Below are 14261 nucleotides of genomic sequence, written 5' to 3'. Positions count from 1 at the left end.
ATTGGCCATAAAAATCGTCCACAAAAAAACCGCCTAAGTTGACTTAAGCGGTTTTTATGATTTTTTAGCATTGAGTGGCATTGCCTCGCTTGCCACCTCTAGGCGCGCCAAGCGATGCGTCGCGGCTTATAGACAGCTTGGCAGATGACGCGCTGGATCAGCGTCACGGGCAGCCATCGCATCTTCGACGCTCAAGCCCAAAGCCTTGGCCACGCCCTCGCCATACGCAGGGTCACACCAGTGGCAGTTGCGAATATGACGATACTGGATAAAGTCTGGCACGCCTGCCATGTTTCTGGCGGTATTATCAAACAAGACCTGCTGCTGCTCAGCACTCATCAAATGAAACAACGCGCGTGGCTGGCTAAAGTAGTCGCTGTCGTCTTCGCGAAAATCATAGTGCGCCGCATCGCCATCAATCTTTAAGGGTGGCTCGGCATAATCAGGCTGCTCCTGCCACTGGCTAAAGCTGTTTGGCTCATAGTGTGGGCGGCTGCCATAGTTGTCATCGACGCGGCCTTGACCATCACGGTGGTTGCTCATCACAGGGCAACGCGGTTTGTTGACAGGGATCTGCTGATGGTTGACACCGACACGGTAACGCTGGGCATCAGCGTAGTTTACCAAGCGGTTTTGGAGCATTCTGTCTGGTGAGACGCTGATACCTGGGACTAGGTTGCTAGGTGCAAACGCAGCTTGCTCGACATCGACAAAATAGTTGTCAGAGTTTTTGTTAAGCTCAAACTCACCCACTTCGATAAGCGGATAATCCCCTTTCGGCCATACTTTGGTCAAGTCAAACGGATGATAAGGGACGGTATCTGCCTCAGCTTCTGGCATGATTTGCACGTACATTTTCCACTTCGGAAAATCGCCTTTTTCGATAGCATCGTATAAGTCTTTTTGATTACTTTCGCGGTCCATACCGACGACTTCACGAGCTTCGTCATCGGTTAAGTTTTTGATGCCTTGCTGCGTACGGAAATGAAACTTCACCCAATAGCGCTCGCCCGCTTCATTCCAAAAGCTGTAGGTGTGCGAGCCAAAGCCATGCATGTGTCTGTACGAGGCTGGGATGCCGCGATCACTCATGACGATGGTGACTTGGTGAAAGGCTTCTGGTAATAAAGTCCAAAAATCCCAGTTGTTGGTCGCTGAGCGCATGTTGGTACGTGGATCGCGTTTGACCGCTTTGTTTAAATCTGGGAATTTGCGTGGGTCGCGCAAAAAGAACACAGGCGTGTTGTTACCGACCATGTCCCAGTTACCCTCTTCGGTATAAAACTTCAAAGCAAAGCCGCGAATGTCACGCTCTGCGTCGGCCGCGCCGCGCTCGCCTGCCACAGTACTAAAGCGCGCAAACATCTCGGTTTTTTTGCCCACTTCGCTGAAAATAGCCGCGCGGGTATATTTGCTGATGTCGTTGGTCACGGTAAAGGTACCAAACGCGCCTGAGCCTTTGGCATGCATACGGCGCTCTGGAATCACTTCGCGGGCAAAATTGCCAAGCTTTTCATTGAGCCAGATATCTTGAGCCAATAATGGGCCGCGCTTGCCTGCGGTCATGCTGTTTTGGTTGTCAGCGACTGGTGCGCCATTACCCATGGTCAATTGGGTTGGGGCGTAAGGACATTTTTTATCACTCATGGTCATACTCCTGTAAAAACAAATGAAAGTGCCAAACTTATACTGAATACGCTTCTAGCAGTACGTCTAGAATCCTCGTCAGTTTGTTTGAAAATCGGTGATTCTTGTTCAGATAAATTTTGTTCATAGTAACCTGCCTGTGCAGTTATCTTACCTAGCCTTTGCTTGATTACTATTACAACTGATTTATATTGTTTTGTATAATCAATTAATCACATTATTTCATTTTATTTTTCAGAACTATGGAAGGCTTTGCGATAATCGGCATGGTTCTGGCTCTGCCTTGCCTTCGTTAATATGATCAGCATAGTTAGCATGGTCGCGAATGCGGCGTATATGCTCGCTTACCTATGCTCGCTTACCTTCCTTTATACTAGCGCGGCATCGGGCGGATGGTCAGTATTTGCTCGCTACGACCAAAGGGACCATGCACATCGTGGAGCACAGCACTGGTCAGCCCGATACCATCAGCGCCATACTGCTGTACCGCCTCGATACCGAGCCAGCGACCTTTAGGGACACGGTACATATGGATTTGCAGGTCTGTATTGGGAAACATCCACTCTAGTTTTGACAGCCCTAAACCCAGTCTTGGTACCACGCCATTGGCAGTATCGACCATGCCCAGCAGATGCACCATATCATCAGTGGGTACGCCCTCTACCATCTCGACCTCGTTGGTTATCCAAACCATGCCGCGACCTTCTCGGCGATCTGGAGCGGCCACCAAGCGCACACTTTCGATAAAGCCGCCCGGCCAGCCTTTCATATCCTCCCAAGCAGGCAACGTTTCAGGCTTATGCTGTGCTGGTTGATCCTCAATGCCAGCGATGGCGCTGGTGTCTTGCGTCAGCAGTCGCCATGCCCTAGCAATAATGGCATCTCGACCACGGCTGCTCATTACCGCCTCGACAAGCTCGATGGTCTTACCTGGGCGAATACAGCGCGTGGTGATGGTAAACTCATCAAGCGGTATCAGCCCCAAAATATCTAAGCTAATACGAGCAATACGCATGTTTTTTTGCGGCGCATACCCTTGCAGCTCAGCGCTCAGTACCCCAGTGGCTGGTGCCATATGTTGCTCGTGCTCATTCCACGCGCCTTGGGCATGCTGGGTCGGCTGATAATGCGCGACACTGACGCCCTCTGCCAATGGTTCGCGTTTGACCAATTTGTAATACGCTGACATAATTTTCCTTAATATTTTCGATTCTCTTTTTTATTTAAAGTACACTATTTATGACCCCAAACTGTCTGGCTGATCTTGCCTGACTTATCGTCGACGTATACCTTATATGAGCTTGGTTGGAGTAACGTGTTGCCGGATTCGATAAGCATACGTTATTTGCTCAATCGTTGTTTTTGCATGGTCAGCAGTATACGACTCTTGACCATGATAAATAGAAAAAACGCCATCACCGCAATCAGTACGCCATATAAGACGCTATAACCCTTTATAAACTGAGCGGTATTGAGTAGCAGCATCAGCACCAAGACGATGGTGACAAAGGTATTGATTTTTAGCTGCTTGTTGATCTCATCTAGCGTGGCTTCTGCTAAGACAAACTTTGTTTTTGGCTGCTGTTGACTCATATCACTTGCCTACTTGAGTGACCGGAATGCGCAGTGCTTTTGGCAGGCTAAACGTCACGTTTTCTTCGATACCCGATAGCTCGCTTGGCAAATCGCCACCCCAGTCTTGTAGCTGCTTTAGTACTTCTTGGATCAGGACTTCCGGCGCTGAGGCACCAGCCGTCACCCCGATACTCTGCACACCCTCCAGCCAGCTTTTGTCCATCTCGCTGGCATTGTCTATCAGATACGCTCGGCAATCCATACGTTCGGCCAGCTCGCGCAGACGGTTGGAGTTTGATGAGTTTGGTGAGCCAACGACCAACACCACTTCACAGCGGCTCGCCAAGTCTTTGACCGCATCTTGGCGGTTTTGGGTGGCGTAGCAGATATCGTCTTTGCGCGGGCCTTGAATACTTGGAAACTTATCGCGCAGTGCATCGATGACGCGCGCGGTATCATCCATCGATAGTGTGGTTTGGGTGACAAACGCTAGGCGCTCAGCGTCTTGGACATTGAGTGCAGCCACATCACTTTCGTTTTCGACCAGATGAATCTGACCGCCATGCCCACGGTTAAATCGCCCCATAGTGCCTTCGACTTCTGGATGTCCAGCATGGCCGATCAGCACAGCATCCATGCCCTCTTGTGCAAACTTTGCCACTTCGATATGCACTTTGGTGACGAGCGGACAAGTGGCGTCAAATACCGTCAAATCGCGGCGCTCAGCCTCATCCTCGACCGCCTTTGATACCCCGTGTGCTGAAAAGATAACGATGGAGCCATCTGGTACTTCATCCAATTCTTCAACGAATACCGCGCCGCGATTGGCCAAGTCTGAGACCACAAATTTATTATGTACCACCTCGTGGCGGACATAAATGGGCGGCTCAAAACGTGTCAATGCTTCGTTGACAATCGCAATAGCGCGATCGACACCAGCACAAAATCCCCGCGGATTGGCAAGATAAATTTGCATAAAAAGGCCTATCATTAGATAATTTGTATTTCAGACTATATAAAACGTCTCACAACAGCTTGGAGTAAGCTTTGATTGAAGGTTTGGGATAAAACCCATGCGTTACTGTAGCATAATTTGCTTTTATTGCCTTTGAAATTCCTGCGCCGGTCACAGTTAGTAGGTGGTAGTCATGTGACTACCGCCTACTGATGGGCAGGTGCTTTATTATGCGTAACAGCTGTTTATCACGGTACCAATCAACCCTGCTATCGCCATAAATGATGGCGATTTTTCTTTTTACCAGCTTTTTATATTTATTAGGGCACTCGCTACTAGGACACACTGTATGACAGGTTCACTATTTATCATCACCGCCGCTTCAGGTACTGGCAAGACCTCACTGGTAAAACAGCTATTGGCTACCACCAATGACTTGACTGTCAGTGTGTCACATACCACGCGCGCGCCGCGTCCAGGCGAGGTCGATGGTCAGCATTACCACTTTACCGATGTCGACAAATTCGTCGCCGCCATCCATGACAATCAGTTTTTGGAGCATGCCGAGGTGTTTGGCAACTATTATGGCACCTCAGAGCAAAGCGTACGGGCGCAGTTAAACGCAGGTGTCGATGTCATCTTAGAGATTGACTGGCAAGGGGCGCTACAAGTCAAAAAAATCTTTACGGACGCGGTGATGATTTTTATTTTACCGCCTAGTATCGACACCCTACGTCAGCGTCTATCGACACGCGCGCAAGACTCGATGGAGGTCATCGAGCAGCGTTTGGCCGGTGCAGTGACGGAAATGGCGCAGTACGTCCATTTTGATTATGTGGTTATAAATGACAACTTTGAGGTGGCATTGACTGAGCTAAAGGCCATTATCGTCGCTGACAGGCAGACCCTAAGCCGCCAGCAGCAGCGCTACCATCGCACCATTGCCAATTTGCTCGGCACTCAGGCAGACTAAAACGTCAGACAAATTAACACATTAAAAGGGCGGCGTGCCAGATTTTATGATGTAGAGATAAAAAAGCAACGACGCGGCGGGGCAAAAAATGCTATAATGTCTAGCTATCCCCCTTTATATATTTTTGATATTATTTTTATTGAGTGGCGGCCATCCTCGCCGCTTAATAAAAACAACCGAGGTAGCTATTTATGGCACGAGTGACGATTGAAGATTGTTTAGATAACGTAGATAATCGCTTTGAGCTGATTTTAGTCGCAAGCAAGCGCGCCCGTCAATTGGCCAAAGGTATCGCTGAGCCAATGGTTGATGTCGATAATGACAAACCAACGGTTTTGGCATTACGTGAGATTGCTGCTGGCAAAATCACCCGCGATATTTTAAATCAGCCAGAGCATAACTTTGCAACCAGCTCATTAGACTTAGCCCTGTCAGGTGATCATAGCTTTTAATCTTTAATCATGGTTTGTTAGACCAACCAGATTAAGGTGGGCTATATATACCCCAAAAGCCGTCATATCATCATGACAAAAGAGACCACAGCATAGGCTGTGGTTTTTTGGTTGTATCAGTTGTAATAACCACTGAGACCCCAAAATATACCACTGAGTGGGAATTTTTAGATTTTTTGCCGCGCGATTTGCTTAGCTGTTGACATTGAATGCGATTTACGATTAATTAGAAGGTGCACGGCGTTCACTCACGTTTTCTATAGCGAGTTCATATTTTGTCAGCCGCCGCTTATCTTGATCGATGATTGATTGTTATCGCAGTTGCCTAGTCATAAAAACTGGCCATAAAAAGCAGCCATAAAAACTGGTCATAAAACCCCGTCATCAAATATAGGATCGTCACTTTATGATTCAAACCTTGCCCAAACTCAGTCATCACCTAGTCGATGATGCTCAATATAACTTATTTCGCTCAGTAGGCTACCTCACTGCCGACGAGCGCCGTGATGTTATTGATGCCTGTGAGTTTGGTGACATCGCCCATATCAAGGATAAGCGCAAATCAGGGGAGCCTTATATCACCCACCCTATTGCAGTCGCTGAGATATTGGCAGGTTTTCGCTTGGATCGAGATACCATCATTGCGGCGATTTTGCATGATACGGTGGAGGATACTGAGGTCACTGATGAGCAGATCGCCGAGCGCTATGGCAAAGCCGTAGCCAGATTGGTCGATGGTGTCACCAAGCTCAAATCCTCGGCACACAATAAACAAGAAAACAAAGCCGCCACTTTTCATAAGATTTTGACCGCGACCCTCGCAGATCCACGAGTATTGATCATCAAGCTGGCAGATCGCCTGCATAACATGTCGACATTGGATGCGGTACGCCCAGAAAAACAGCGCACCACCGCACAAGAAACGCTGGATTTTTATGTGCCCTTTGCGCGGCTAATGGGTCTCAATGACATCGCCGATTATATCGAGGTACTGTGCTATCGCAATCTTGACTCTGAGATGTACAACAAGCTCTCAGATAAGCTGTTGCAGCACGGCTTGGGGCGCAATTTTCAACGAGAAGCCATTCATCGCTATCTGAGTATCGTGTTAAATAACTTAGATCTAAACGGTCTGGTCAAGGTCTTGGACAACCGCGTGGTGATTTACCGACAGTTTTTTCGCAACCGCGGCGAAATCAGTGCGCTATTGCGTCATTATGCGTTTGAGATCGTACTCGACAATATCGAAGCTTGCGATAAGCTCGCCTATTATCTGATCAAAAAATACCAAATCGACGACACCCATATTGCTGATAATATTCGCCGCCCGCTGCCAGGTGGCAATCAGTCGCTGACGCTCATCTACGAGCGCGACAATGACGTGGTCAAAGTTACGATTTTGACCAAGCAAATGCAAAGCGCGGCAAGGCTTGGAGTCATCGGTGCTGAGCACGCCTCTGATGTCAGTCAATCGGTCATTCAAGCGTCCTTGCGTAACATGAAGGACTTGGTCGAAGAAGACAGCTTAAATGATGGCAGTCCTGACTTTTCGGCGGCCGTCTCTACCATTAACGAGCTGATGGATTATCTACACTCTAGCAAAATCATTTGTTATAGCCCCAAAGGCCGAGCCTACGAGCTGCCGCAAGGCGCCACCGCCCTAGACTTTGCTTATGCTGTCGGCCCGATGGTCGGCAACGTCGCTGTCGGTGCCAACATCGATGGCAAAAAAGCCAAACTGGGCACGGTGGTCAAAAATGGCCAACTGGTTGAAATCGAGGTCGATAACCACTCAGAGCCAAAAGCAGAGTGGCTTGGGTTTGTAGCCACCAACAAGGCCCGTGAAGAGATATTGCGCTGGTTTAAGGACTTGTCCGCCGCTGACAAACAGCATCACGGAAAGCAAGCCTTAGATCGCGCGCTTAAGACTTATCAAAAAAGCCTTGACGATCTGACAGACAGCGACTGGAAAAACCTAACTGAATGGCGCGGTTTGACAGAAAAAAACACCTTATTTGAGCAAATCAGCTCTGGCACATTGCTGCCGCAGCTGGTCGTTACCCGTTTATTTAGTGACGAAGTCAACGACCTACACGCGAAAGAGAATAGCGATGACATGACCCAGCCGCAGCAGCTGATCGTCAACGCCTCAGGGGTTGAGATCAACTTTGCCAACTGCTGTCATCCGATCTACGGCGACCCTATCGTCGGTCATTTATCGCGCCACGGTCTGGTCGTCCATCGTCATAAGTGTTTTTCACTTGATGACATTCGTAAAGACAATCCTTATCAGGTCATTCAACTGCGTTGGCGCAGCGATAAAGCTGTCAACCAAAGCGAGGCGGGCGAGACGGGGATCAAAAATAACGGTAAAGTTCGTTTCCCCGCTTATCTTAAACTCTCTATCGCCTTGAGCGATGAGCAAATCAGTGAAGTGATTTATCACTTGCGCCAGCTCAATATAGGCGTCGAAAAAATCGATGTTCGCAGCAGCGATACCATCCTCCATATCGTGGTACGTAGCCGCAACCACTTAGCGCAGGGTATCCGCGAGCTGCGCTCATTACTCGGCTTCCCCAATATTATCCGTCTATATCAGCTATAGCGCTGAGTAGCGGCCAGATGTGTCGCTCTGTCGTCAATCCAAATAAATCAGACACATGGCTATCAAGTCGTGTTTATATTGGATTGACGATCGCACAAGCAGCTTTTGACGGCTTTTGATGACGCGGCAAATTATAAAACGCGGCGCGATGCTCAGAGGTTTTTAGAAAGCAGTAAACAATGCTAAACTGGGCAGCTTGCAGCAAGACAGTACAGGCTGCCACTGTATGCTCAAAACCCAACTGATAAACCCATCTAACAACAGATAACAAGGATATCCTATGACTCGTCAAACCATCCAGACAGACAAAGCACCTGCCGCCGTTGGCACTTACTCACAAGCCGTCAAAGTTGGCAACACTGTCTATGTCTCAGGTCAGCTGGGTTTTGACCCAGACACCATGGAGCTAAAAGAAGGCTTTGAAGCACAAGCCAAGCAAGTATTTGCCAACCTAAAAGCCGTTTGTGAAGCTGCTGGCGGTAGCTTAAGTGACGTGGTGAAGTTCAACGTTTCTTTGACCGATCTAAGCGACTTTGCCGTGCTCAACGATGTGTTTGCCGCCAACCTAAGCGAGCCATACCCAGCGCGCGCAGCGGTACAAGTCGCCGCATTGCCAAAGGGCGGCGTGGTTGAGATCGAAGCCATCATGTATATTGAGTAAGCCTACCTCTCAGATCTGTGTTGTAACGATAAGCTTAGCACCCTGCTAAGCTTATTGGTTTTTAGCAGTGAATAGCTGAATAGAGTCTAGGGCGTGTTGAACATTCAACCATGGCACTGACAGAGACTATTTTTTAGACGATTCGAAGGTAAAAATAGTAAGCTTAGTCGCTCTAAGCGTCTATTTTTACCAAGGAAGCGGCAAAAAAGAGTCCTGTCCCTACGGCTGATGCTAAAATTGCGCCATACTGCGTTGCAAATCTAGCTAAGGCATCTGCATTATCGTCGCTTTGCGCCTTGTCTGGAACAATTTTAGCGATCAGCAGTGCCTATTTGTGAATGTTCAACACGCCCTATTAAATATTCAAATATTTTTGGTTAATGCGGCGTTATTTCGACTTTAGTACCTAACGCTGCCTATGCCGACCATGTAAATCATCGTCTGTGGCAATGATATTTCTCTAATAAGACGGCGACGCCTTTTATGTTGGTACAAGTTGCTCTACCTGTGCCCCTTTACCGGGTATTTGACTATCGTCTGCCAGCAGCTACGCAGGCCACCGCTGAGCCTAGCGCGCGTCCAGCAATCGGTAGCCGTGTCGAAGTTCCTTTCGGTCGCCAGACACTTATCGGTATCGTGGTTGCTCATATCGCTGCCGCCGATAGCAGCGTACCACTAAATAAGCTCAAATCTATCTATCGATGCTTGGATGACGAGCCTATCTTAAACGCGGCGATGCTAAAGCTTGCTTACTGGCTGGCACGCTACTATCACTATCCACTGGGCGATGTGTTTGGCGTGATCTTGCCGACGCTGGTGCGTCAAGGCAAACCGCTAGACCTTTTGATCACGCACTGGCGCATACTGCCGAACATCACTGATGACGACTTTCATCCCAATGCCAAAAAACAAAAACAGCAGTTTGATATGCTCAAATTGCACGGCGAGCGCGGTGCCAGCGAAGACGTTTTATTATTAGAAGGCATGCAGCGGCCTTTTTTAAAAACACTGGAAGAAAAAGGACTCATCGAGCGCTATATCGAGCCAAAACAAGCACCGACGCCTGTCAAACTGGCCAAACTGCCACTTGATCTCAATGACGAGCAACAACAGGCGGTCAGCACCATCATCGCCGCTCACAAAGCTGGCCATTATACTGGTTTTTTATTAAACGGCATTACTGGTAGTGGTAAGACCGAAGTGTATTTACAAGTCATGCAAGCGGTACTTGAGGCGGGCAAACAGGTTTTGATTTTGGTGCCAGAGATTGGCTTGACACCGCAGACGCGCGCCCGTTTTGCCAGCCGTTTTGCCGCAGATATCGTGCTGCTACACTCTGGCATGAACAACACCCACCGCCTGCAGGGCTGGCAAGACTGCCGCATAGGACACGCTCAAATCATCATTGGTACACGCTCAGCAGTGCTCTATCCTTTTGCCGATTTAGGGTTGATTGTCGTTGACGAGGCACATGATGGCTCGTATAAGCAGCAAGACACCCTGCGCTACCACGCCGCAGATGTCGCGCTTTATCGAGGCGTGCAATACAACATCCCTGTCATACTCGGCACCGCCACCCCTTCGCTTGAGCACCTAAAATTGGTCGATGATGGCAAACTCATAGAATGTCAGCTATCGACACGGCCAGGCAATGCCAAACCTGCGCCCATGCAGCTTATCGATGCGCGTCTGCAAAGTACGCACCAGCAGACAACGGACGACGGCGCCCGCTACGATACTGGACTGACAGACGCCATGATTGGGGCAATACGGCAAACCCTAGAAGCTGGCGATCAGGTGCTGGTGTTTTTAAATCGGCGCGGCTACGCACCTGTCTTATTGTGCGAAGCTTGCGGCTGGCAAGCAGATTGTCCACGCTGTGATGCGCATTTAACAGTACACTATAGCCGCCAAAACAGCAGTAATGCCTATCTCAAATGCCACCACTGCGACTGGCAAGCTTACATTCCAGCGGTGTGCCCTGACTGCGGCAGTCAAAACTTGGATGCCAAAGGTATAGGCACGACCAGGCTTAGCGAAAACTTGCACGCGATTTTTGCCAATCCGCAAACCAGCAAAGTCCTATACCCGATTATTCAAATCGATCGTGATACCACAAGGCGCAAAGACAGCTGGGAAAATATTTATCAGCGTATCAATCAAGGTGATCCTGCTATCTTGGTTGGCACGCAGATGGTCGCCAAAGGTCATCACTTTCCAAACGTTACCTTGGTGTGCTTGCCCAACGCCGATCGCGGCTTTTTGTCCGCGGATTTTCGCTCGCCTGAGCATACCGCGCAGCTGATGATTCAGGTCGCCGGTCGAGCAGGACGCGGCGACAAGGCTGGACGCGTGCTGATCCAGACGCTACAGCCTGACAACGCGCTACTGCTAAAGCTGGTAAAAGACGGCTATCTGTCATTTGCGCGGGATCTACTACAAGAGCGCAAAATGATGGGACTGCCGCCTTATACCCATGCCGCGCTGATTCGCTGCGAAGGCAAAACCCTAGCCGCCACCATGCAAGCGCTTAAAGATGCCATCGCTATCTTGCCCAGTAACCACAATTTGGCCGTGCTCGGGCCCATCGATGCCCCTATGAGCAAAAAAAACAGCCGCTACCATGCCCAGCTACTCCTCATCGCCAAAGAGCGCGGACAGCTCCACCAAGTACTGAACCACTGGTGGCAACCCGTACTGGGGCTACCCAGCGCTAAATATCTAAAACTGACTTTAGATATCGACCCTGTCGGCTGGTAGGCTGACACCTCAAACCTATCACCGTTTCCTCTTATTATTCTTAGGCTCCTAAACGTATATATAGTCAGTTCAAAATAACATGGTGATAAATTGAAGAGTGCTACTGGAATGAATGTTGCGCAGCCTCTGTAATAACAGCACACAAGGAAAATTTATACCAGTAGCACGATGTCATTTTTGCAGTGAATCGACCATAGCTTACTGGCTGCATTTTTACCTCGTCGTTACAGCTTCTAATACGCGGCTATGTTAGATTTATCATTAATCCTTGAAGTTATTTACCATAAGTCTTAATAAATTTGAGTAACGTTATGAGTCAAGAAGATGCCAGTCATAAGCAAAATAAGCATTTGCCTCCAAGTGAGCCTATTGATGTCTATAAAAACAACGATAGTAACTATACTGCTGGCAATCAAGACGCTCATGATCATGACACTCACCTAGAGCAAAACACCGCGCCAAGAGATACCAAAGGCTATCAGCGTACGTTACTGATTAGCTTTGTGATCATCACAGGCTATATGTTTATCGAGGCGATTGGTGGCTTACTGACAGGCAGCTTGGCGTTACTCTCTGATGCAGGACACATGCTCAGCGACGCCATCGCCCTTGGTGCGACGTTGATGGCATTTAAAATCGGCGAAAAAGCCGCCACTCATCAAAAGACCTTTGGCTATAAACGCTTTGAGATTATCGTGGCCACCGTCAATGGTGCAACGCTGGTAATTATCGCTTTGATGATTTTTTATGAAGCGATCAAACGTTTTAACTCACCGCCTGAGATTGCTACCCAAGGTATGCTGATTGTGGCAACGGTCGGTATGCTGGTTAATATCTTGGTCGCTTGGCTGATGCATCGTGGTAGTAGCGGCAGCGATGGGCACACCCACAGTCATGGAGCAAATGAAGATAAAGTAAATAAAGAAAAAGCAAATAAAAGCAATGATTCCAAAGAGCCTGTCAACCTCAATATGCAAAGCGCTTACTTGCATGTATTAAGTGATTTGATGGGCTCTGTCGCCGCTATTGTCGCCGCTTTACTGATGATGGGGTTTGGCTGGGTTTGGGCCGATGCCGCAGCGTCGGTGATCGTCGCCATACTTATCTTAGTAAGTGGTTATCGCGTGGTGCGCGACTCAGTACATATCTTGATGGAGGGTACGCCAGAAGGCATATCGCTGGTAGATGTCGAAGACAAGCTGCTTGCTCATCCACAAGTAAAACAAGTTCACGACCTGCATGTCTGGAGCATCACCAGCGGGCTAAATGCGCTATCTTGCCATGTGATGGTCGATGGGGATATGAGAATCTCGGATGCCAGCGTATTGATTGCCAATCTTGAGCAAGGTTTGCTTGCGCTTGGTATTCATCACGCCACCATTCAGGTTGAAAGCTTGCCACACCCGCAGACCAGCGCCCATAGCGATGCATTGGTCTGCGACATATCAGAGCAGCAAAGCTCTGTGAATAACCATATCGGGCACAGTCACTAGGCCGTGTTGAACCTTCAACCATGACACTGACAGAGACTATTTGTGAATGTTCAACACGCCCTAGTTAAAAAAAACAGAAAACGGCGTCAATTAACGATGGTATTTAGACAGTGAGCAAATACCACCGCCAGCACGATCCATTCGAGACATGCCCTCCATTTAATCGACAATCACCTAAATGGGTTAAAAATAACCTACTCTGCTTATCACTTACCCATTACCTCCACCACCGCCAACCCATCTCAACAATTTCTAGCAAAACTTTACTTATCCTATTTAAAAAAAACCTTTTATTGGCGTTTATATGGTTATAATAATTATAAACTGCTATTTACTGATTAATTTGCCATGGCAGATACACTGAGTTGTACTTTTTAACCGATTCCTTGACGATGTGATCTTATGTCTAGACGTTCCGCGCCCTTTGTCGCCCCAGACTATATTGACAACCCAACGTCAAAAGAGGGCAAAAAACACGCCAAAGTTTTGCTATCGACGCTGCAAGACGATATTGCTCAGTTTCGTGACGAGCAGTTTCCACCTGATATCTTGCGTCAGATCCGCGACATGCCCATTTACGAAGGTAACTTAGCCGAGGTACAGGCCTACCAGCAGCGTTGGCAGCCCCTACTTGAGCGCGCGATGGCTTTTTATCCTGCAGCCAACCTACCGCCCGATTATCTGCCACTGCCAGCCAGCCTTGAGATACCGCAGTTTATTTATCATGTACAGCGCCTGCATCTGACCAAAACCCGAGCCAAAGAATCCAAAAGCTTTGGCTCGGTCGGTGCCCTGATTGATAAATGCGGCGATTATAGTGCCGAGGAGACTGCGCGCATGTCAGCAGTATTTGATAACGATGACGAGGCAAGATTGGTGGCGCATCGTGAGTTTATTGACCTACGTGCTTATGTATTTTGCCGCGATAGTAAGGGTGAGATGATGGAGCCTGAGCGCGTACGCTTTTATCGTACCGGTCTTATCGTCCATGCGTTGCCTGATTTTAAAGTGGTCGATAGCAGACAGACTCCGCGTAAGCGCCGTAACGATGCTTACAACAACCCCATCGCCGACAATGGCGTTTGGAAAATTTACCGCAAAAAATAACGCAGGTTTCTGATATTTTTTTGACCACGTTTT

General features: G+C 48.5%; 11 protein-coding genes. 7 read left to right on the top strand and 4 right to left on the bottom strand.

The genetic code is table 11. The annotated features are described in order from the left end of the window. Window positions 1-126: 126 nt before the first annotated feature. The 4 genes from JFC05_RS00940 to ispH form a co-directional block, all read right to left on the bottom strand. A complete protein-coding gene (locus JFC05_RS00940; protein WP_276511250.1) occupies window positions 127-1653 on the bottom strand; it encodes a catalase in 1527 nt (508 codons plus the stop codon). A 367-nt stretch (window positions 1654-2020) separates the two neighbouring features. Further along, on the bottom strand, window positions 2021-2836 hold the full coding sequence (locus JFC05_RS00935) for a thioesterase family protein (protein ID WP_198335374.1): 816 nt from the start codon (window positions 2834-2836) through the stop codon (window positions 2021-2023). A gap of 152 nt (window positions 2837-2988) precedes the next feature. Further along, window positions 2989-3240, bottom strand: coding sequence for a hypothetical protein (locus tag JFC05_RS00930; RefSeq protein ID WP_198335373.1), 252 nt, complete (start codon window positions 3238-3240; stop codon window positions 2989-2991). Between the two features lies 1 nt (window position 3241). After that, a complete protein-coding gene (gene ispH / locus JFC05_RS00925) occupies window positions 3242-4198 on the bottom strand; it encodes a 4-hydroxy-3-methylbut-2-enyl diphosphate reductase (protein WP_198335372.1) in 957 nt (318 codons plus the stop codon). Between the two features lie 328 nt (window positions 4199-4526). Between ispH and gmk the strand changes: the two genes are divergently transcribed. From gmk to JFC05_RS00890, 7 genes are all read left to right on the top strand, one after another. Continuing rightward, window positions 4527-5150, top strand: coding sequence for a guanylate kinase (gene gmk / locus JFC05_RS00920; RefSeq protein ID WP_198335371.1), 624 nt, complete (start codon window positions 4527-4529; stop codon window positions 5148-5150). 191 nt (window positions 5151-5341) lie between these two features. Then, a complete protein-coding gene (gene rpoZ / locus JFC05_RS00915) occupies window positions 5342-5602 on the top strand; it encodes a DNA-directed RNA polymerase subunit omega (RefSeq protein WP_068403827.1) in 261 nt (86 codons plus the stop codon). 406 nt (window positions 5603-6008) lie between these two features. Then, on the top strand, window positions 6009-8207 hold the full coding sequence (locus tag JFC05_RS00910) for a RelA/SpoT family protein (protein WP_198335370.1): 2199 nt from the start codon (window positions 6009-6011) through the stop codon (window positions 8205-8207). Between the two features lie 280 nt (window positions 8208-8487). Beyond that, on the top strand, window positions 8488-8868 hold the full coding sequence (locus JFC05_RS00905; RefSeq protein ID WP_075100471.1) for a RidA family protein: 381 nt from the start codon (window positions 8488-8490) through the stop codon (window positions 8866-8868). A 483-nt stretch (window positions 8869-9351) separates the two neighbouring features. Beyond that, window positions 9352-11628 carry a primosomal protein N' gene (locus tag JFC05_RS00900; protein WP_198335369.1) on the top strand — a complete coding sequence of 759 codons (2277 nt, stop codon included), beginning with the start codon at window positions 9352-9354 and terminating at the stop codon, window positions 11626-11628. 311 nt (window positions 11629-11939) lie between these two features. Next, on the top strand, window positions 11940-13121 hold the full coding sequence (locus JFC05_RS00895) for a cation diffusion facilitator family transporter (RefSeq protein ID WP_198335368.1): 1182 nt from the start codon (window positions 11940-11942) through the stop codon (window positions 13119-13121). A gap of 402 nt (window positions 13122-13523) precedes the next feature. Next, window positions 13524-14228, top strand: coding sequence for a hypothetical protein (locus tag JFC05_RS00890; RefSeq protein WP_192996077.1), 705 nt, complete (start codon window positions 13524-13526; stop codon window positions 14226-14228). The last annotated feature ends 33 nt before the right edge of the window (window positions 14229-14261 follow it).

This window comes from Psychrobacter celer (assembly GCF_016107555.1).
In the GTDB taxonomy this organism is placed as follows: domain Bacteria; phylum Pseudomonadota; class Gammaproteobacteria; order Pseudomonadales; family Moraxellaceae; genus Psychrobacter; species Psychrobacter celer.
The sequence above is the reverse complement of the archived record's forward strand: the minus strand, read 5'-3'. Positions and strand labels throughout refer to the sequence as shown.

What these genes read in the sequence shown, in the direction of transcription:
- JFC05_RS00940 (WP_276511250.1), bottom strand. Translation starts at nt 1,653, where the DNA reads ATGACCATGAGTGATAAAAAATGTCCTTACGCCCCAACCCAATTGACC.
- JFC05_RS00935 (WP_198335374.1), bottom strand. Translation starts at nt 2,836, where the DNA reads ATGTCAGCGTATTACAAATTGGTCAAACGCGAACCATTGGCAGAGGGC.
- JFC05_RS00930 (WP_198335373.1), bottom strand. Translation starts at nt 3,240, where the DNA reads ATGAGTCAACAGCAGCCAAAAACAAAGTTTGTCTTAGCAGAAGCCACG.
- ispH (WP_198335372.1), bottom strand. Translation starts at nt 4,198, where the DNA reads ATGCAAATTTATCTTGCCAATCCGCGGGGATTTTGTGCTGGTGTCGAT.
- gmk (WP_198335371.1), top strand. Translation starts at nt 4,527, where the DNA reads ATGACAGGTTCACTATTTATCATCACCGCCGCTTCAGGTACTGGCAAG.
- rpoZ (WP_068403827.1), top strand. Translation starts at nt 5,342, where the DNA reads ATGGCACGAGTGACGATTGAAGATTGTTTAGATAACGTAGATAATCGC.
- JFC05_RS00910 (WP_198335370.1), top strand. Translation starts at nt 6,009, where the DNA reads ATGATTCAAACCTTGCCCAAACTCAGTCATCACCTAGTCGATGATGCT.
- JFC05_RS00905 (WP_075100471.1), top strand. Translation starts at nt 8,488, where the DNA reads ATGACTCGTCAAACCATCCAGACAGACAAAGCACCTGCCGCCGTTGGC.
- JFC05_RS00900 (WP_198335369.1), top strand. Translation starts at nt 9,352, where the DNA reads ATGTTGGTACAAGTTGCTCTACCTGTGCCCCTTTACCGGGTATTTGAC.
- JFC05_RS00895 (WP_198335368.1), top strand. Translation starts at nt 11,940, where the DNA reads ATGAGTCAAGAAGATGCCAGTCATAAGCAAAATAAGCATTTGCCTCCA.
- JFC05_RS00890 (WP_192996077.1), top strand. Translation starts at nt 13,524, where the DNA reads ATGTCTAGACGTTCCGCGCCCTTTGTCGCCCCAGACTATATTGACAAC.